The sequence below is a fragment of the Flavobacterium sp. genome (genome assembly GCF_040402955.1).
In the GTDB taxonomy this organism is placed as follows: Bacteria; Bacteroidota; Bacteroidia; order Flavobacteriales; family Flavobacteriaceae; genus Flavobacterium.
The window spans coordinates 1-20,067 of record NZ_JBBALQ010000025.1 but is presented as its reverse complement, the minus strand read 5'-3'; the positions used below and the strand labels follow the sequence as shown (position 1 = coordinate 20,067).

General features: G+C 31.7%; 21 protein-coding genes and 1 tRNA gene. 9 read left to right on the top strand and 13 right to left on the bottom strand.

The window, feature by feature from the left end:
* On the bottom strand, positions 1–695 hold a 695-nt coding region (locus tag ABWP78_RS08785; RefSeq protein ID WP_353170615.1), incomplete at its 3' end, for a lyase family protein.
* Positions 696–872: 177 nt separating this feature from the next.
* Here ABWP78_RS08785 and ABWP78_RS08780 point away from each other — a divergent pair.
* On the top strand, positions 873–1,529 hold the full coding sequence (locus tag ABWP78_RS08780; RefSeq protein ID WP_353170613.1) for a TrmH family RNA methyltransferase: 657 nt from the start codon (positions 873–875) through the stop codon (positions 1,527–1,529).
* 84 nt (positions 1,530–1,613) lie between these two features.
* Here ABWP78_RS08780 and ABWP78_RS08775 read toward each other — a convergent pair whose 3' ends face one another.
* The 6 genes from ABWP78_RS08775 to ABWP78_RS08750 all read right to left on the bottom strand — a co-directional run bounded on the left by ABWP78_RS08775 (position 1,614) and on the right by ABWP78_RS08750 (position 7,523).
* Positions 1,614–2,378: a carboxypeptidase-like regulatory domain-containing protein gene (locus ABWP78_RS08775; protein ID WP_353170612.1), complete on the bottom strand. Its 765-nt coding sequence runs from the start codon at positions 2,376–2,378 to the stop codon at positions 1,614–1,616.
* 143 nt (positions 2,379–2,521) lie between these two features.
* Positions 2,522–4,540, bottom strand: coding sequence for a DEAD/DEAH box helicase (locus ABWP78_RS08770; RefSeq protein WP_353170610.1), 2,019 nt, complete (start codon positions 4,538–4,540; stop codon positions 2,522–2,524).
* 144 nt (positions 4,541–4,684) lie between these two features.
* Positions 4,685–5,260, bottom strand: coding sequence for a non-canonical purine NTP diphosphatase (locus ABWP78_RS08765; RefSeq protein WP_353170608.1), 576 nt, complete (start codon positions 5,258–5,260; stop codon positions 4,685–4,687).
* A 66-nt stretch (positions 5,261–5,326) separates the two neighbouring features.
* Entirely contained in the window at positions 5,327–6,340 is a 1,014-nt protein-coding gene (locus tag ABWP78_RS08760; RefSeq protein WP_353170607.1) for a quinone-dependent dihydroorotate dehydrogenase, read from the bottom strand.
* Positions 6,341–6,427: 87 nt separating this feature from the next.
* On the bottom strand, positions 6,428–6,823 hold the full coding sequence (locus ABWP78_RS08755) for an ExbD/TolR family protein (RefSeq protein ID WP_353170606.1): 396 nt from the start codon (positions 6,821–6,823) through the stop codon (positions 6,428–6,430).
* Positions 6,813–7,523: a MotA/TolQ/ExbB proton channel family protein gene (locus ABWP78_RS08750; RefSeq protein WP_502905485.1), complete on the bottom strand. Its 711-nt coding sequence runs from the start codon at positions 7,521–7,523 to the stop codon at positions 6,813–6,815. Before ABWP78_RS08750 ends, ABWP78_RS08755 begins: the two co-directional genes overlap by 11 nt.
* Before the next feature lie 127 nt (positions 7,524–7,650).
* On the opposite strand from ABWP78_RS08750, the gene ABWP78_RS08745 reads away from it, so the two are divergent.
* The 3 genes from ABWP78_RS08745 (at position 7,651) to ABWP78_RS08735 (ending at position 10,458) form a co-directional block, all read left to right on the top strand.
* Positions 7,651–8,865, top strand: a complete 1,215-nt coding sequence (locus ABWP78_RS08745) for a bifunctional folylpolyglutamate synthase/dihydrofolate synthase (RefSeq protein WP_353170605.1) — start codon at positions 7,651–7,653, stop codon at positions 8,863–8,865.
* Between the two features lie 78 nt (positions 8,866–8,943).
* A tRNA-Val gene (locus tag ABWP78_RS08740) sits at positions 8,944–9,018 on the top strand.
* A gap of 693 nt (positions 9,019–9,711) precedes the next feature.
* On the top strand, positions 9,712–10,458 hold the full coding sequence (locus ABWP78_RS08735) for a hypothetical protein (protein WP_353170603.1): 747 nt from the start codon (positions 9,712–9,714) through the stop codon (positions 10,456–10,458).
* A 71-nt stretch (positions 10,459–10,529) separates the two neighbouring features.
* Here the strand turns inward: ABWP78_RS08735 and ABWP78_RS08730 are convergent, their stop codons facing one another.
* The 3 genes from ABWP78_RS08730 to ABWP78_RS08720 form a co-directional block, all read right to left on the bottom strand.
* Positions 10,530–10,985, bottom strand: a complete 456-nt coding sequence (locus ABWP78_RS08730) for a hypothetical protein (RefSeq protein ID WP_353170602.1) — start codon at positions 10,983–10,985, stop codon at positions 10,530–10,532.
* Between the two features lie 7 nt (positions 10,986–10,992).
* Positions 10,993–12,273 carry an ornithine--oxo-acid transaminase gene (rocD, locus tag ABWP78_RS08725; protein WP_353170600.1) on the bottom strand — a complete coding sequence of 427 codons (1,281 nt, stop codon included), beginning with the start codon at positions 12,271–12,273 and terminating at the stop codon, positions 10,993–10,995.
* A gap of 220 nt (positions 12,274–12,493) precedes the next feature.
* Positions 12,494–13,036, bottom strand: a complete 543-nt coding sequence (locus ABWP78_RS08720) for a DUF1697 domain-containing protein (protein WP_353170599.1) — start codon at positions 13,034–13,036, stop codon at positions 12,494–12,496.
* Between the two features lie 69 nt (positions 13,037–13,105).
* Here ABWP78_RS08720 and rlmD point away from each other — a divergent pair, with 69 nt between their 5' ends.
* From rlmD to ABWP78_RS08705, 3 genes are read left to right on the top strand one after another with little or no spacing between them, the layout of a single operon-like run.
* Positions 13,106–14,518: a 23S rRNA (uracil(1939)-C(5))-methyltransferase RlmD gene (rlmD, locus tag ABWP78_RS08715; RefSeq protein WP_353170598.1), complete on the top strand. Its 1,413-nt coding sequence runs from the start codon at positions 13,106–13,108 to the stop codon at positions 14,516–14,518.
* 34 nt (positions 14,519–14,552) lie between these two features.
* Complete coding sequence (locus tag ABWP78_RS08710) at positions 14,553–15,047, top strand: DUF6452 family protein (protein ID WP_353170597.1); 495 nt, start codon at positions 14,553–14,555, stop codon at positions 15,045–15,047.
* Positions 15,019–15,744, top strand: a complete 726-nt coding sequence (locus ABWP78_RS08705) for a DUF6048 family protein (RefSeq protein ID WP_353170595.1) — start codon at positions 15,019–15,021, stop codon at positions 15,742–15,744. Before ABWP78_RS08710 ends, ABWP78_RS08705 begins: the two co-directional genes overlap by 29 nt.
* 47 nt (positions 15,745–15,791) lie before the next feature.
* Here the strand turns inward: ABWP78_RS08705 and ABWP78_RS08700 are convergent, their stop codons facing one another.
* Both ABWP78_RS08700 and ABWP78_RS08695 read right to left on the bottom strand, forming a co-directional pair.
* Complete coding sequence (locus ABWP78_RS08700) at positions 15,792–16,025, bottom strand: hypothetical protein (RefSeq protein WP_353170594.1); 234 nt, start codon at positions 16,023–16,025, stop codon at positions 15,792–15,794.
* A 28-nt stretch (positions 16,026–16,053) separates the two neighbouring features.
* Positions 16,054–17,214, bottom strand: coding sequence for a THUMP domain-containing class I SAM-dependent RNA methyltransferase (locus ABWP78_RS08695; protein ID WP_353170592.1), 1,161 nt, complete (start codon positions 17,212–17,214; stop codon positions 16,054–16,056).
* Between the two features lie 87 nt (positions 17,215–17,301).
* Between ABWP78_RS08695 and ABWP78_RS08690 the strand changes: the two genes are divergently transcribed.
* Positions 17,302–18,045, top strand: a complete 744-nt coding sequence (locus ABWP78_RS08690; protein WP_353170590.1) for a class I SAM-dependent methyltransferase — start codon at positions 17,302–17,304, stop codon at positions 18,043–18,045.
* Positions 18,045–18,758 (top strand): ZIP family metal transporter, encoded by a 714-nt coding sequence (locus tag ABWP78_RS08685; RefSeq protein WP_353170588.1) that lies wholly within the window; start codon positions 18,045–18,047, stop codon positions 18,756–18,758. Before ABWP78_RS08690 ends, ABWP78_RS08685 begins: the two co-directional genes overlap by 1 nt.
* A gap of 19 nt (positions 18,759–18,777) precedes the next feature.
* On the opposite strand, the gene ABWP78_RS08680 is transcribed toward ABWP78_RS08685, so the two are convergent.
* On the bottom strand, positions 18,778–19,995 hold the full coding sequence (locus ABWP78_RS08680; RefSeq protein WP_502905486.1) for a glycosyltransferase: 1,218 nt from the start codon (positions 19,993–19,995) through the stop codon (positions 18,778–18,780).
* Positions 19,996–20,067 lie beyond the last annotated feature (72 nt).

Genomic DNA, 20,067 nt, shown 5'->3' with positions numbered 1-20,067 from the left:
ACAAATTGCGATCCGAATGCTTTCCAATCATGGTTTGGATAAGCCACTTTATGTGCATTATAATTTCCAGTTGCTCCACCAAATTTAGCCGCAAAAGGCACATTAAACAACAAACGCATTTGCTCTTCTATCCGTTCTACAAAAACTAAAATTTCTTTTCCTAAACGCGTTGGAGATGCAGGTTGCCCGTGAGTACGTGCTAATAAAGGAATATTTGCCCATTCTACAGAAAGTTCTTTTAACTTCTGAACAATTGCTATTAAACCAGGCAAATACACATTTTCAAAAGCTTCTTTTGTAGAAAGCGGAATCGCAGTATTGTTAATATCCTGAGAAGTTAATCCGAAATGAATGAATTCTTTAAATGCTTCTAAACCAAATTCGTCAAATTTCTTTTTTATAAAATATTCAACCGCTTTTACATCGTGGTTGGTTGTTTTCTCTGTTTCTTTTATCCAAAGTGCATCTTCCGTTGAAAAATTTTCATAAATGCTTCTCAATTTACCAAAGCTATTTTTATCTACACCTTGTAATTGTGACACACCATATTCACACATAGAAATAAAATATTCTACCTCAACTAAAACTCTATATTTTATTAACGCTTCTTCCGAAAAATAAGCGGATAACGATTTAGTTTTACTTCTGTAGCGTCCATCAATTGGCGATACGGCATTTAATTCCGTTAATTGCATAATGTTGTGTTGTTTTTTAAAGATACAAATTTAGTAATTCGTGCGTAGTATTCCGAAATTAGTTAGCTGTTTTTTGAAAAATTAATTTTAAAATAATAAACATTAAAAAATTAGAGCTATTAATTCAACCATTTTCTTTTATAGAATTTTTGTTACTTTGCGGCAAATTAAACCGAAATGCAAAAAAACAAACACGCTTTATTAGAATATTTAGAAAACTTTATGTCTGAAAACAGAAAAAACAGATTTATTGAAGTACTAAAAAACAGAACCAATCATTTTACTATTGCTATGGAAGATGTATATCAGCTTCATAACACAAGTGCTGTTATGAGAAGTTGTGAGGTTTTTGGCATTCAAAATTTACATATTGTAGAACAACGATACGGAAAAGCGATTGACAAACAAATTGCGATGGGTGCCGAAAAATGGGTAGACATTAACCAACATCAAGATATGAAAAGTTGTATCGCAAGTTTACGGGCAAAAGGGTATCAAATTATTGCGACCACACCACATAATGACTCCTGTATGTTAGACGAATTTGATTTTTCGAAAAAATCGGCAATCTTTTTTGGAACGGAGATTGACGGGCTTTCAGAAGAAGTAATGAGTCAGGCAGATGGGTTTATAAAAATTCCAATGGTTGGATTTACTGAAAGCTTAAATATTTCCGTTTCAGCGGCTCTGGTAATTCAAGATATTACTAACAGAATGCGACAATCAGATATTAACTGGCAGCTTACAGATGAAGAAGTGTTAGAAAAACGATTGGATTGGACAAGAAAAACGATTAAAGACATTGACTATGTTGAGAAGCAGTTTGTGGGATAGTTTTCAGTAATCAGTTATGAGTTGGCAGTTGTAAATAGCTACTTGACACATTTTACTTTGATACTTTCCAACTCTTCACTTAAACTACTTCCTTTTCAAAACTTTATAATCATTATAGGAGCTAGCCAAGGCATCTAATACTTGTAAATCACTTGCTGTCTTAATGAAGTTTTTAGAATAATTGCATTTTTCCAAAATTTTATCAATTTCATTTTTATCCAATTGCAATAACATGACCAAAACTTCTCTGTTTGTGTTATTACTTAAAATAGAAGCAAAATGCGCATCGTTTTTTAAAATTATTAATTTTTTAAAATCTTTTTCTTTAGAATTAAATAAAGAATACACCAAATCTACTGGATTTGACAATGATTTTAATAAATTTTCAGTAGCGTTTTTGGCCTTCATTCCTGGTTCGTAACCTAAATTTAAACCTGCAATATTGTAGCGGTAATTCTCATTTACAGGGATTAATTTTGTGTCAATTTGTAAATACCCTGTTAAGGTATAACTGGTTACCAGAACCGTTTCAATTTCATTATCTTTATAACTTAAAAAAACAGTTTGAATTGCAGAATATGATTTTTGATTCACACCGACCTCTGCATAATTGTATCCCAAATGAGAAAACAACAATTTATCATTAGGTTTCGCAGAAATTTCAAAATCACCGTTTTCGGAAGCTAATACTACCGCAGAAGTATTTTTATTTAAAACCGTTACTCTTGCAATTGGCATTTTAGTTTTAATATCCATAATTTTTCCTTTCACTTTTATTTGCAATGAGTCGATTTGAGAAAACCCAACCGCAGCATTTAAAATTAGAAAAAGAAAAGCTATTTTTTTCATCTGAAAACATATTTCTACAAAAATAAGATTTAATTTTAAATAGTTAATAGTGTTAACATAAGATTATAAAAAAGTTGAATTTTAAAGCATAAAAAATCCCGAAACGAATATTCGAATCGGGATTATTATATTTAGACTAAAAATTAGTCGTTTGATCTTCTTGGTGTTCTTTTTGCACCTTCAAATCCAGAACTTCTTCTTTCTGTAGAACGACCTTCAGATGAAGAACGTCCTTCACCTCTTCTTCCGCTATCGCGAGATTCAGAAGTTCTTCTGTCGCTTCCACCAGTTGATGTAGTTCTTGGTCTGAAACCACTTCCGCCTTCACGATTTCCACCTTCACGGTTGAAACCACCTTCGCGATTTCCACCACCAGAATTTCCTCTGTAACCGCCACCTTCGCGGTTTCCGCCAGCTGAGTTTCCTCTGTATCCACCGCCTTCACGATTTCCACCACCAGAATTTCCTCTGTATCCACCAGAACTTCCGCCTTCACGTCTTCCTGAGAATCCGCTTCCGCCAGATCTTCCACCACTTCTTCCGTTATGGTCTCTGCGTCCGCCACCGTCATTTTTAGAAATTTCAACGTTAATTTTTCTGCCGTTAATATTTACAGCATTTAAAACTTCCATTACTTTTTCTGCCAATTCAGCATTCGTATTAAAGAAAGAAAAACCTTCTTTACAGTCTACTTTAAATACGTCGTCTTGACCTACTTGTAAAGTATCACGTAAATAATCTTTTAACGTCATCCAATCATAATCATCTCTTGTACCAATATTGATAAAATATCTTACCGTTCCATCAGATGGAATTTCAGCTCTACTTGATGAACCTTCTTGAGAAGCCAAATCTTTTGATTTTTTGTAATAGTTTAAGAAACGATTAAATTCTACAGAAATTACTTTTTTGATTAATTCTTCTTTAGGAATGTCTTGCAACAACTCCATAATTGAAGGTAAATATGTATCAATTGAATGATCTGTTTCTGTATCTTTAATTTTGTTGGCTAAGTGTAACAACTGAATTTCGCAGATTTCCATTCCAGAAGGAATTGATTTTTCTTCGAATTTGGTTTTGATAATTCGCTCAATTGAGTGAATTTTTCTGATTTCACTTTTTGTAATAATTACGAACGAAATACCTGATTTTCCGGCACGACCTGTACGACCTGAACGGTGTGTATAGGTTTCAATTTCGTCTGGTAATTGATAATTGATTACGTGAGTAATGTTGTCTACGTCAATTCCACGAGCTGCAACGTCAGTCGCAACAAGCATTTGAATTTGTCTTCCACGGAACGATTTCATTACGCCATCACGTTGTGCTTGCGATAAATCTCCGTGTAATGCAGCAGCATTATACCCGTCTTCAATTAATTTTTCTGCAACCGCTTGCGTATCTCTTTTAGTTCTACAAAAAATTACTGAGAAAATATCTGGATTCGCATCTGCCAATCTTTTTAATCCCTCGTATCTATCACGTGCATTAACTAAATAATATTCGTGAGAAATGTTTGCTGAACTCGAGTTTTTATGTCCAACCGTAATTTCTTGCGGGTTTCTCATAAATTCTTTAGCGATTCTGGCTACTTCTTGCGGCATTGTTGCCGAGAATAACCAAGTGTTTTTGTCTTTTGGCGTGTCTGATAAGATACTTGTAATATCTTCATAGAAACCCATGTTTAACATTTCGTCTGCCTCATCAAGAACACAGATGCTGATGTTTTTTATATTCACCATGCCTCTGTTAATCATATCTTGCATTCTACCCGGTGTCGCCACAATTACTTGTGCGCCTCGCTTAATATCACGCGCTTGATCATGAATACTCGCGCCACCGTATACTGCAACAGTATATAAACCGTCGATGTATTTTGAGTATAATTTAATCTCGTTTGTAATTTGCAAACACAATTCTCTTGTTGGAGAAAGTATTAAAACCTGTGTTTGCTTGTTGAATGGGTCAATTTTTTGGATTAGCGGAAAACCAAAAGCTGCGGTTTTTCCTGTTCCTGTTTGGGCAAGAGCCACGATATCTGTATCATCTTCCAATAATAGTGGTATAGCCTTCTCCTGTACTTCCGACGGGGTCTCGAATCCTAAATCACGTATTGCTTTTAACAACGATTCGTTTAACCCTAATTGCTCAAATTTATTCATTATATATTTTTAAATTGGGTGCAAAGGTAGGATTTAATTATGGATTAAACTAATTTGTTTGTTATTGATTTTCAGAAAGTTACGATTGCTTAACATAGCAAAGAAGTAATAATTCGTATAGTAACATTAAAATTACAATACATTTTATTTGTTTTTAAGAAAGTGTATTAGTTTTTGAACCGCAATTCCTCTATGACTGATAATCGATTTTTGTTCCATAGTCATTTCTGCGAAAGTAATTGAAAATCCTTCAGGTTGAAAAATTGGATCGTAGCCAAAACCCTGATTTCCTGACTTTTCCAGAGTAATTTCACCTTTTACAATGCCTTCAAATAAATGCTGTTGGTTATTGAAATTTAAAGAAATGATAGTTTTAAACTGAGCTTTTCTATTGGTTTTAGATGCTAATTTCTGTAAAACCAAATCCATATTATCTTCCGCATTTTTTTGCTCACCTGCATAACGAGCAGAATATACGCCTGGTTCGTTATTTAAACTTTCAATTTCCAAACCAGTATCATCAGCAAAACAGGGTAAACCAAAATTTTCTGTAACATAATTGACTTTTAAAATCGCATTGCCTTCGATAGTTTCAGCCGTTTCCGGAATATCCACAAAGCAACCAATGTCTTCTAAAGAGACAATTTCAAATTGCGACCCGACTTGCTGTTGAATTTCGGCAATTTTGTTTTTATTGTTTGATGCGAAGACTAGTTTCATCTTATTTAATTTTCAATGTGCCGATAAACTATGATTATCCTATTGACTAATTATCGAATTGACATATTAACCTAACAACTTCTTATTTATATCTTTAATCAACTGCGGACCTTCGTAAATGAAACCAGTATATAATTGGACTAAGCTTGCACCAGCATTTAATTTTTCGATAGCATCATCAGCAGTATGAATACCTCCTACTCCAATAATTGGGAAAGATTTATTGCTTTTTTCAGATAAAAATCGAATCACTTCTGTAGAACGTTTAGTTAACGGTTTTCCGGATAACCCACCCATTTCTGATTTATTTTCATACGTTAATCCGTCACGCGAAATAGTAGTGTTGGTTGCGATTACACCTGCGATTTTGGTTTCGTTAACAATTTCGATAATATCCAATAATTGTTCGTCAGTCAAATCAGGTGCTATTTTTAAAAGAATTGGTTTTGCCTTGACTTTCGTATTGTTCAAGTCTTGTAAGGTCAGTAATAAGTTTGTCAACGGTTCTTTTTCTTGAAGTTCACGCAGATTTGGTGTGTTTGGTGAACTTACATTAACTGCAAAATAATCAACATAATCGTATAAGGCCTCGAAACATATTACATAATCATCAGTAGCATTTTCATTTGGAGTAATTTTATTTTTCCCAATATTTCCACCAATTAAAATGCATTTATTTTTCTTTAGTCTTAAAATCGCTGCTTCCACTCCGCCATTATTAAATCCCATTCGATTAATAATTGCTGAATCGGATTTTAAACGAAATAATCTTTTCTTAGGATTTCCGTCTTGTGGTTTAGGTGTTAGCGTTCCGATTTCAATAAAACCAAATCCGAAATCTGACAATTCATTGAATAGTTTCGCGTCTTTATCAAAACCTGCTGCTAATCCAACTGGGTTTTTAAATTTCAACCCAAATACTTCTCTTTCTAAACGTTTGTCTTCTACTACATAAATCGCTTTGATAATTGAAGTTACAAATGGGATTTTAGAAATAAATTTCACCAACGAAAAGGTAAAATAATGTACTTTTTCAGGATCGAAACAAAAAAGAATTGGTCGTAAAATTAATTTATACATAATGTGAATGTGTTGTTATGCAAAAGTAATTTTAAAACACAGATTACACAAATAATAAAAAGCAAATATGAAATAAAAAAAGCACTATTACTTCGGATTAGTTGCAATTACAAACTTCAAATTATTTTTTACGCCTATTTGAAGCACATCTACTAAATCTTGCACTTGTAAATTAAACGGAATTCGAACTACAACGGTTTGTTCTTTATTTGTTCCAATTTTTGCTAACAATTCTTTTTCTAAATCATCATAATTAACAAGTTGTTTGTCAATAAAAAAAGTTTTGTCTTCCGTAACAGAAATACTAATAAATTGTTTATTTGTTTTTTCGTTAGTTTTCGATTTTGGCAACGTCATTTTAATTACATTCGGATTTGCCAATGTAGAGATGATTAGAAAAAACAATAGCAAAAAGAACATGATATCACTCATTGATGACGCATGAACTTCAGCATGAAAACGTCTGTTTCTTTTAATTGCCATTTGGTCGCTGAATTATGTTTACAAATTCCAATACTTGTTTTTGAACATTTAGCATAAAATGGTCAATTTTTCCATTCAATAAATGATAACCCGCGTAAGCAATTAAACCAACAATAAGTCCAGCTCCGGACGAAATCATTTTTTCGTATAATCCACCAGAAATATTTCCAATACTAATATTTTCGGTAATAGAAATACTATAGAAAATTTTAATTACCCCAGAAATCGTTCCTACGAAACCTAATGTTGGTGCCATACCCGCAATTAATCCTAATTGACCCATTTTACGTTCCATCTCGCCCAATTCAATTTGAGCCATACGTTCCATATTTGATTCAATTTCAGAAATAGGTCTTCCAATCGTTAAAATTCCTTCTTTTACAACTCTTGCTGTAGCATTATTTACGCGTTCTGCTGCTCCAACTGCTAAATTCATATTACCACTATTTAAGTGAGTACGCACTTCTTTTAGTAGAAAATCATCATTTTTAGTAGTTTTAGTGATATACAAATACCTTTCAACTATTAAATAAATGGTATAAATCATCAAAATAATAATTGGTATTAAGAAAAAACCACCTTTTAAAATGAACTCAAAAACTGATATTCCTTCGTTAACAGGTGTTGTATTTGTATTTGCCACATTTGTTACAGCTTGTGCAACAGTATCTACAGTAGTTTGTAAAAAAAATCCGATCATAAGTAATACTATTCTTAATTAATTTTTTGAAATTTGCAATAAAGATACATTTTTCTATAAAGTATAAAACTAAAAAAAGTATATTTTATTTTACAGAAGAAGAAATTTTTAAATAATACCTTAAATAATGACTTACAAAGAATCCATAAATTGGCTATTTAATCAACTTCCCGTGTTCCAAAACATTGGTGCTGCTGCATATAAAGAAGATTTAACCAATACCTTATTATTAACAAAACATTTGAATCATCCTGAAAAGAATTTTAAATCCATTCATGTTGCAGGTACGAATGGGAAAGGTTCTACAAGCAGTATGATTGCCTCAGTATTTATAGAAGCTGGATATAAAGTGGGCTTATACACGTCGCCTCATTTAAAGGATTTCAGGGAACGAATTACTATAAATGGTAAGAAAATATCTAAAAATTATATTCATCAATTTATTTTAAATCATAAGTCGTTTTTTGAGAAAACCGAATTAAGTTTTTTTGAAATGACAGTTGGATTGGCTTACCAATATTTTTCAAATAAAAAAGTAGATATCGCTATTATTGAAGTAGGCATGGGTGGAAGATTAGATGCTACAAATAGTATTAGACCCTTACTTTCTGTAATTACGAATATAGGAAAAGATCATACACAATTTTTAGGTGATACTTTAGAAAAAATCGCCTTTGAAAAAGCAGGAATTATAAAGCAGAATATTCCAGTTATAATTGGAGAGTATACGTCACAAACAAAACCGGTTTTTATTGAAGTAGCGAAAAAAAACAATTCTGAGATTTATTTTGCACAAGATGAAAACCACCCAGATTATCCTTCTGAGCTTTTGGGCGATTATCAAATAAAGAATAAAAAAACAGTTATCGAAGTATTTCGAAATTTGAAATCAGATTTTAAAATCACGGAAGACGACATCAAAAAAGGAATTTTAAATGTGGTACAAAATACCCATTTACAAGGAAGATGGCAAATTTTACAAGAAAATCCGAAAGTAATTTGCGATACCGCCCACAACGCGCACGGACTTGAAATGGTTATGAATCAATTAAAAAAAGAAACGTACAACCAATTACATATTGTTTTAGGTGTAGTAAATGATAAAGATTTGGATACCATTTTGCCATTATTTCCAAAAAATGCCAAATATTATTTTTGTAAACCAAAAAACGAACGTGGTTTAAACGTAAGTACACTTCAAGAAAAAGCAAAATTGTATCAACTTATTGGCAACACACACATCTCTGTTTCAAAAGCTTACAAAGCAGCATATAGTGAATCCTCCGAAAAAGACGTGATTTTTATTGGCGGGAGTAACTTCGTGGTTTCAGAAATAATATAATTTTTTTGTTTTTTATTTGCAAATACCAAAAACAGATGTATATTTGCACTCGGATTACGGAAGTAGTGTATTTTATTGGGGCAATTAGCTCAGCTGGTTCAGAGCACCTCGTTTACACCGAGGGGGTCGGGGGTTCGAACCCCTCATTGCCCACTTATTAAATCCTACAGAAATGTAGGATTTTTTTTATGCTCTTTTTTGTGTTTGTGTTTTACATAAGTTCAGGAAAGTAGATACAAAATTCAAAAATTAATAACGATTAGCTCAGCTGGTTCAGAGCATCCCGATTTATCGGGAGGGTCGGGGGTTCGAACCCCTTTCCGAAAATCGGAACAAGCAATCGCCCAATTATTAAACCCTACAGAAATGTAGGATTTTTTTATGCCTAAAATTTATTTATTGGCTATTTTTCATTTTCTCACACTACTAATAGACCAGGAAAAACTTCAAATAAAATTTTTTATTGTTAAAATAAAAATTATTCAACTTATTAAAAAATAGGTTTTTAACTTCAATTTTAATGTATCATTCTTATTATAATGGAAACATCATATAAAAGAAAACAGTTATTAAGTCTTTTTATCAAAAAAAACAAAAAATCAATACTATTTGTTAACAAAATGTAATAATATCAAAAATAGACTTTTTGCAAATTGTTAATAACTTAAACTAAATACAATTGTATATTTTTTTAAAACTTTATATTTACAACGTTTTCGTAATCATTTGATTCCCATATGAAATAAAAAAATTTGTTTAAAAAAATGTTAATAACCTCATAAAAATGAGTTATCATTCAAAAAAAACATTTTATATTTGCATAATAACTTTAAATATAAACAAATTATGAAAAAAGTATTACTAACTGCTGCGGCAGTATTATCATTAACTTTTGTTAATGCGCAAGATTTAAAATCTAAAAAAGGAGAAGCTTATTTACCAGTTGCTGGAGATTGGGCTGTTAGTTTTAACGCTGATGGAATTTTCAAATATGCAGGTAATGCATTTAATGGAAATACTAATAATGCTGCTCCTTCTGTTACTTTTGTAACAAACAATGCATTTGTTGGAAAAAAATTCATTTCTGACAAAATGGCTTACAGAGTAGTTGCTAATTTAGGATTTGGTGCAAGTAATGACAAAATTCCAAATACAGTAACAGGAATAACTCAAGAAACCAAAGCTTCAGGATTTGATTTAACTGCAGGATTAGGTAAAGAATGGAGAAAAGGTTCTACTCGTCTTCAAGGTTTTTATGGTGCTGACGCATTAATCAACTTAAGTTCTACTAGTAAAGAAACGATAAATACTACTTCTAGCACTGAAGCTTTCTTAAATAGTGAAAAAAACAAATCTGGAATTGGTTTTGGTTTAGGTGTTCAAGGATTTTTAGGAGCTGAATATTTTATTTTCCCTAAATTTGCTATCGGTGCACAATACACTTACAGAGTTGGTTTTGACATACAAGGTAAAACTGAAAACACTAAAAAAACTGGTAGTGCAGCCGAAGTATCAACAAAAGGGGGTAATACTTCAGATTTCGGATTTGGTAATGTTGGAATAACTTCAATCAACTTGACGTTACATTTCTAAGATTTTAATTAAAATACAAAAACCGACTTATTTAATTATAAGTCGGTTTTTTTTATGTTTACTATTTTATTCTAACTTAAAGTAGAAAGTATTCCTCCTAAAATAGCAAAGACAAATATAAAGCCATACAAGGAAACTAAAATTAAAGTAAAAATTCCTAAAAATTTATGGTGCGATTTTAAATTTTCTAAACCATCGGCTAACAATTGTTTGTTTTTCGAATGTAAAGCAGCACTTGTTTTAGTAGCATATTGATACAAATAATACACTGGAAAGAAATAAATAGCTGCAAAAAGCACATAAATTATAGAGAAAACCGACATTGAAAAAGGCAATTCAGGCATAGTAGAAGCGCCCATAGCACTAAAGCCAATCGCCATAAAAAGACTAACTAATACCATTAAACCAATTCCTATAAAACCAATAATAGCCATAAATTTTGACCATTTGGCACTTTCCTGTAAAAATCCAACTGCAGCAGTAGTCAGCTGATTTTCGAAATTTTCTGTTTGTTTTTCGTTTTCCATAAATAAATTAATTTTCAAATTCTTTTAAAGTATTGGTAATAATGGTTACACAATCCAATAATTGTGCTTCTGTCATAACTAATGGCGGTGCAAAGCGTATAATGTTACCATGCGTAGGTTTTGCTAATAATCCGTTTTCAGCTAATTTCATACAGATATTCCAAGTCGTATCACTTTCTTCGGTATCATTAATAACAATCGCATTTAACAAACCTTTTCCACGAACTAATGTTGCAATAGTGGAAGTCTGAATGTATTTGTTTAATTCTTCTCTAAATATTTTACCTAATTTACGGGCATTTTGAGATAAATTTTCCTCTAAAACAACATCTAAAGCGGCCATAGCCACTACAGCCGCCACAGGATTTCCTCCAAAGGTAGAGCCGTGTTGTCCAGGTTTAATCACATTCATTATTTCATTATTTGCTAAAACAGCCGAAACAGGATACGCACCTCCAGAAATTGCTTTTCCTAATATTAAAATATCAGGTTGCACATACGTGCTTTGTTTTTCACAAGCTTTTTCGCAAGTGCAGTTTCCACAAACCGCTAATAAAGAACCAGTTCTTGCAATACCTGTTTGTACTTCGTCTGCAATAAATAACACATTATATTTAGTACATAATGCTTTAGCTTTGGCTATATAATCTTCAGACGGCACATAAACGCCCGCCTCACCTTGAATTGGTTCGACTAAAAAACCCGCAATATTTGGCGAAGACGAAATTGCTTTTTCTAAAGTTTCAATGTCGTCATAAGGTATTTTTATAAATCCATCTGTAAAAGGTCCGAAATTTTTTCGTGCATTTTCATCATTTGAAAATGAAATAATTGTAGTCGTTCTTCCGTGAAAGTTATTTTCACACACAATAATTTGTGCTGCATTTTCGCTTATTCCCTTTTTTTCATATGCCCATTTTCTACAGATTTTTAAAGCAGTTTCTACTGCTTCAGCACCGGTATTCATAGGTAAAACCTTATCAAAACCAAAATAATTGGTTACATACTTTTCATAAACTCCAAGCTTATCATTATAAAATGCTCTTGATGTTAAAGTAAGTGTTTGTGCTTGTTCCATCATTGCTCCAACAATTTTTGGATGACAATGTCCTTGATTAACTGCGGAATAGGCTGATAAAAAATCGTAATATTTTTTTCCTTCTACATCCCAAACAAAAACCCCTTCTCCTTTATTTAATACTACAGGTAATGGGTGGTAATTGTGAGCGCCGTGTTGGTCTTCCAAAGCAATAATTTCTGCTGGATTCATTTTTTCTAAAAGTAACATGATTTATTTTTATTGATTGTCAAATCGCAATTCCTACTTATTGGAGAGAAATCATCCATAATTGTGTAAAATTACAAAATAAAAATTCCAAATTACAAAATAAAAATTCCAAAATAAAAACTACAAATTCCAAAAAGAGAAATTAAGTTTGGAATTTGGGTTTTGAAATTTGGGTTTTGGAATTTGGGTTTTGGAATTTGGGTTTTGGAATTTGAGATTTCTAACCGTTATACATTTCTAATAATTTTGTAACTGTATTCCAATTTCTCATGGTTGCAAACGCACTTAATTTTTTCTCAATATACTTTTGGTCTAATTTTGTTTTCCCTGCACCAACCGCATATTTGATATAAATTCTACTACTATCAATTGCCGCTTCATCTGGCTTGAAATTACTAATTTTCAAATCGTTTATAGCTAATGGTGCTAATTCTTTAGAGATAAATGTCACGTATAATTTCTTCGTGTCGCAGTCTTTTTCTTTCAAAAACGGATTATTTTTAAAACACAATTCTAAATCCGTTTTAGAAACCATAATAACAGGCACATCAAAACCAAATTCTTTTGAAATTTCTTGTTTGATTTTAAAACCTACACTTGCGGCATTTTCTTCTTCCGAATCCAAAAAAACATTACCAGATTGTATGTAAGTTTCTACATTTTGAAACCCCATATTTTCCAGCATTTTTTTTAATGCATCCATTTTAATCATGTTATGTCCTGATACGTTTATGCCACGTAAAAGTGCTAAATATTTTGTCATTATTCTAAAATTTTGTTATAAAAGTAAAATAATTTATCTAATCCGCATAACAATTCTTATTTTTGCGTCATGGGAAAAAAGAGAACAGAAAGAATCGTATTCGAAAACGTACAAATCCTTGATGCAGGTGCAAAAGGTGTGTCGGTAGCAAAAGCGCCAGATGGTAAAGTAATTTTTATTCCGAATGTGGTACCCGGTGATGTGGCCGACATTCAAACCATGAAAAAACGAAAAGCATTTTATGAGGGTAAAGCCATAAAGATTCACGAATTTTCAGAACACCGAACAGAACCAATTTGCGAACATTTTGGAGTTTGTGGTGGTTGTAAATGGCAAAATATGAAGTACAGCCAACAATTGCATTACAAACAAAACGAAGTATACAATAATTTGAAACGCATCGGAAAAATTGAAATGCCCGAATTTGAACCCATTTTAGGTTCGGAAAAGCAATTTTTCTACAGAAATAAAATGGAATTTGGTTTTTCATCTACGCGATGGATGACACCTGAAGAAGTGGCTTCAGGAGCAGAATTAGATAATAAAAACGCGGTAGGATTTCATATTCCTAGAATGTGGGATAAAATTTTAGACATCACGAAATGTCATTTACAAGAAGATCCGTCAAACGATATAAGAAATGAAATTCGTCGTTTTGCGAATGAAAACAACCTTTCTTTTTTCAATCCAAGAGAAGTTACTGGATTATTAAGAACGTTAATGATTCGTACTGCTTCAACGGGCGAATTGATGATTTTAATTCAATTTTACGACAATAATAAAAAAGAAATTGAATTAATCATGAACTTTTTAGCAGAGCGTTTTCCTGAAACTACTTCATTACAATATGTTATCAATCAGAAAATGAATGATACGATTTATGATCAAGATATTATTACTTTTAAAGGTAGAAATTACATTTTAGAAGAAATGGAAGGACTACATTTTAGCATAAATGCCAAATCGTTCTACCAAACCAATTCGCAACAAGCGTACGAATTATATGCCATTACACGAGATTTTGCAGGACTTACAGGAAACGAATTAGTGTATGATTTATATACCGGAACAGGAACAATTGCACAATTTGTATCGAAAAAAGCTAAAAAAGTAATTGGCGTAGAGGCTGTTCCTGAAGCAATTGCTGACGCAAAAGAAAATGCGACTAGAAATAACATTACAAATTGCGAATTTTTTGTGGGTGATATGAAAAATGTGTTTAACGATAATTTCATCAATACTCACGGACATCCAGATGTAGTAATTACCGATCCGCCACGAGATGGAATGCATAAAGACGTAGTAGCTCAATTATTGAAAATTGGAGCCGAAAAAATTGTGTATGTAAGTTGTAATTCGGCAACTCAAGCTCGTGATTTGGCTTTGTTAGATGAAATGTATAAAGTAACTCGAGTACGACCAGTAGATATGTTTCCGCAAACACATCACGTAGAAAATGTTGTACTTTTAGAAAAAAAATAAAGCCCCCTAACCCCCAAAAGGGGGAAAAGATATTATGAGAAAAATAATTTTAATATTACTAGCTAGTTTTTTCTTTTCCAGTTGCGAAAAAGATGATATTTGCGATGCTAATACGCCAACAACACCAAAAGTTGTGATTGAATTTTACGATGTTGCCAATCCAACCACGCTTAAAAACGTAACCAATTTAGGTGTAATTGCCCCTGGATTTACAAATGTTTTAAAATTTACAGCAATAAGTAAAATAAAAGTGCCTTTGAAAACGTTTCAAGATACTTCCATTTTAAATTTCATTAAAAATGGAAGTGTTGACCCAACAACAGACGATAATTTAGACGAAATTACTTTTAATTACAGTAGAAAAACAGTTTATGTTTCTCGTGCCTGTGGCTATAAAACGTTGTTTACACTAAATACTACTAACCCAATTACGGTAACACCTGATTCAAACAATTGGATTCAAAACGTTATTGTTTCACAACCAAATATTGAAAACGAAGATGAAACACATATTAAAATATATTTTTAGTCTAATTTTTGTGCTGCTGTTTTCAAAAAATGGTATAGCTCAAGAAAAAGATACTTTGAAAATTCCTCAACGTTATGGATTACGATTGGGAATTGATGCACATCGTTTAACAAAATCTCTATATAACGTCAACTATAAAGGTTTAGAATTAGTAGGAGATTACAGAATTACTAAGAAATTTTATGCCGCAGGAGAAATAGGGAATGAAGAAAAAACTACAGCAGACGACAACATTAATTACACAACAAAAGGAACCTATTTTAAAGTGGGTTTTGATTTTAACGCTTATGAAAATTGGCTAGATATGGAAAATATGATTTTTATTGGAATGCGTTTTGGCGTAGGAAGTTTTAATCATAAATTAAATAGCTTTACAATTTATCAACCTGGAAATTATTACGGAGTAAACACCAATACATCTGGTCAAGAATTCAATGGACTTTCTGCAAGTTGGTTAGAAGTGGTAAGTGGTTTAAAAGCGGAAGTTTTAAATAATTTATATGTTGGATTTTCTTTACGACTAAATTATTTAATGTCTAACAAAGAATTTGAGGGCTTCGCTAATTTATACATTCCTGGTTTTAATAAAACTTACGAAAACAGTAAGTTTGGAGCCGGTTTTAATTACACAATAAGTTATTTTATACCTTTTTATAAAAGTAAAGGAAATTCAAAAAATCCAAAACCCAAAAATTAAAAAATTCCAAACTTTGAAACTTTGAAACTCTGAAACTTAAAATTTAACTATTTAATCTCTTTCACGCCTTTAATAAAAAACCATTTCATAAATAATTTTTCACCTTCACTGGTTTTTACTACTTGAAATTTTGGTGCTAAAATAGTAGCTACTGTAAACGCTGCTAATGGAATTTGCCAACTTGTAAAACCGGTATACGTAGCAACAATAAAACGGAATGCAATAAAAAGGATTAAAAATCCTAACATATTAAAAACTAAAGATTTGGTTTGTTTTGACATACTATTATTTTTTTTTACTATAAACTAATTATTCGTTGACCTGAAATTTTGTTCGCTTACTTCCTGCATACATTTCGTATTTTACGAAACGCGCTTCTAACTTTCCATTAAATAATTTTATTTTTCTACTTGGACGTAATCCTACAAATTTTAATGCTTCTAAATTCGCAGTTATAAACCAAGCATTTGTTCCTGGATAATTTTGCTTCATCGTATCACCAATTTCTATATAAAATCGTTCCATTTCTATATTTAAACGTTCTCCATAAGGTGGATTGAAAACCATATGCAACGGTCCTTCTACTTCTTTCTCAGATTGAAAGAAATCGGCTTGTTTGATAGTTACATAATCATCTAAATTGGCGTTTTTTATATTGTCTTTCGCTTTTTCAACGGCACTTGGCGCTTTATCGCATCCTACAATTGAATAATGAAATTCTCTTGTTTTTTTCAATAACGATTCTAAAACCTTATCAAATAATTCCGAATCCCAATCTGGCCATCTTTCAAAGGCAAATTCCTTTCTATTGATGTTAGCAGGAATATTACAGGCGATCATCGCAGCTTCCGCCACAATCGTTCCACTTCCACACATAGGATCTAAAAAATGGGCGTTTCCATCCCAACCGGATAAAATTAACATTCCAGCCGCTAAAACTTCATTAATTGGAGCAATATTAGTAGCAGTTTTATAACCCCGCTGATGTAATGAAACACCAGAAGTATCTAAAGAAAGTGTACAAAAATCTCTATCAATATGAATGTGAATTCTTAAATCTGGAAAATCTTTATCAATACTTGGGCGTTCTCCTGTATTGGTTTTAAATTGATCTACAATTGCATCCTTAACTTTTTGCGCCACAAACTGACTGTGCGTAAATTGTTCTGAATACAAAGTCGTTTCCACAACAAATGATTGTTGCACTTTCAAATAGTCTGACCAATCCACTTTTTGGATGCCATCATACAGCGTTTGTTCATTATACGCCTTAAAAGTATGAATGGGTTTTAATATTTTTAAAGCCGTACGTAAAGCCAAGTTTGCTTTATACATAAAACCTTTATCACCTTGAAAACTAACACTTCTTGTGCCTTTTACAACATTTTGCGCTCCTAATTGGAACAATTCTTTTTCAAGAATCTCTTCAAAACCAAAAAAAGTTTTGGCAACCATTTTAAAATTTTCCATAGACCTCTTTCCCTCAGAGAGAATTTAATTAGTAATTATTTGCAAAAATACGTTAAATTTGTTGATTCATAATTTCCAAACAGATAAATGTCAAATTCTACAGCAAAAAATTCAGAAAATTGGTTCAGTACTTGGTTTGATTCGCCTTATTATCACATTTTGTATAAAAACAGAAATGAAGAAGAAGCCCAAGTTTTTATGGACAATGTTACACACTATCTGAATATGCCCGAAAACGGAACTATATTGGACTTAGCTTGTGGAAAAGGCAGACATTCCATCTATTTAAATAAATTGGGCTACAACGTAACTGGTGTTGATTTATCCGAAAATAGTATTTCTATAGCTAATGAATCTTCAAATGAATCGTTACGATTTAAAACGCAAGATATGCGTGAACCAATGAACGAAACTTATGATGCTGTTTTTAATTTATTTACAAGTTTTGGTTATTTTGACACATACGAAGACAATATCAAAACTTTAAAGGCAATAAAAGACAGTATTAACGAATATGGTTTTGGTGTAATTGATTTTTTTAATTCCGATTTTATTATTGAAAATTTAGTTGCTGAAGAAACCAAAGAAATAGACGGTATTACTTTTAACATCAAACGTTTTGTTGAAAATAAGAAAATAATTAAAGAAATCAGATTTGAAGATAAAGGCGAATCTTTTTTCTTTACCGAAAAAGTTTCAGCATTCACATTATCTGATTTTGAATCTATGATGGAAGAAGCAGGTATTTACTTATTAGAAATTTTTGGAGATTACAAATTAAGAAAGTTTTACAAATCCCAATCAGAACGTTTAATTATGATTTTTAAATAATGAACTACACTATTTACCTTTTTCCTTTACTATCGGTTATTTTAGGATATATTTTCGCCATATTCTTCGCGCCAAAAAGCAAAAATAATTTAAAATTATTATTAGCGTTTAGTGGGGCATTTTTATTGTCATTGACCGTTATGCATTTACTTCCAGAAGTTTATCACAGCGAAGAAATTGTAACTGAACCAGGACACGAAGGCCATTTCCATTCTAAAATTGGAATCTTTATTATGCTTGGAATTGTGTTTCAAATCATTTTAGAATATTTTTCAAAAGGCGCAGAACACGGACATGTTCATGGACATCACAGAATATCACACATACCATGGTTGTTGTTTTTTAGTTTGTGTTTACACGCACTTTTAGAAGGTTTACCAATCAACAAACATCCTCATTTGGCATACGGAATTGCGATTCATCACTTTCCAATTGCCATCATCTTAACTACATTTTTCAAAAACGCACAATTGAATTCTAAAGCTATTTTGTTTTTCATGATTACTTTTGCCTTTATGACACCATTAGGAACGTTCTTGGCAGATAATTTAAGTTTTATTACAAATTATTCATCGCAATTATCTGGAATTGTAATTGGTATTTTATTTCATATTTCTTCAACTATTATTTTTGAAAGTAGCGAAGGGCACAAATTTAATTTAGCTAAATTAATCGTAATTGCTTTAGGGATATTATTGGCAAGTTTTATGTAATTTGAAATGAATTAGTAATTTACTTATTCTTTTCTTCAATCCAACGACTCATAAATTCTGTACTTCTTAGCGAATGAAATTGTAACATTTGTCCAATAAAATTTGCATTTCTATGGGAATCTAAATTAGATTGTAGTTTATTTAAAGTGGAAACAAAAGCTGTTTCGTAAATAGAAAATAAAAATTTATGGTTTATTATTTCGTAACCATTTTGTATAGCCAGTTCCCAAACTTCTTGATTGGAATATAACAAAACTGCTTTTGAAATAAAATCAGAATACTCGTTCTCAACAAATCCGTTCCACGGTAGATTATCGCACATAGCTTCCGATCCAATTGAAGTGGTTACAGATGGGGTTCCGTATTGCATACACTCCAATAATTTTCCTTTTATTCCAGCGCCAAAACGAATAGGCGCTAATAAAACTCTTGCAGTACGAATAACTTCTTCAGCACTTTCAGCTCTACCGTGAATTAAAAATCCCTCTTTAAGATTATGTAATTGATGTACTTTATGAGATGGATAAGCACCGTAAATATTTAGTTTTGCATCTTGTAGTAACTCTTTTAACTTAGGCCAAATCTCATTTTTTAAAACTAATACAGAATCCCAATTCGGTTCATGATAAAAATTCCCAATAAATACAAAATCATTTTTAGCTTGAAAATCTGGTTTTTCAAGAGCAAATTTTTTGATCCAAATAGGCAAATAAAACAAAATAGCTTTTGGAACTTGAAAAACGGTTTGTAACAAATCCATTTCATAATCTGAAACCATTAACGATAAATCACTTCTAAATATAGAGGCAATTTCACGTTTAGCAATATCAGAATTGAAATCTAAAGACTCAAACGAAGTGTTTTTCTTTATCGCTACTTGCCTTGCTTTGCGCAAACAATGTAAATCTTCTGTATCTAATATTTTAATTGCATTTGGCAATACATTTGATACGCGCCAACCAAATTGTTCTTCAACCATAAATCGATCAAATAAAACCAAATTTGGATTAATTCTCCGCAAGTAATCATCAAAAGAACTATCATTAAGTTGAATAAATTGAGTTGTAATATCTAATTCAGCTAAATCAAAACAGAATTCACTATCTGTAGCAGTAGAAGCGTATTCAATACTATAATTTTGAGATAAAAAGAATCGAATTAATTGAAGCATTCTACTTCCTGCTGCAGAAGAATTAGGTTCTACCCAAACCGAACTTATTATAAGTAATTTATTCATGTCCAAATATACAAAACTTTTATTTTGTGCGTTCCCTTTCAGGTCGTGTGTTCCGTTATATCTTTTTTGGTG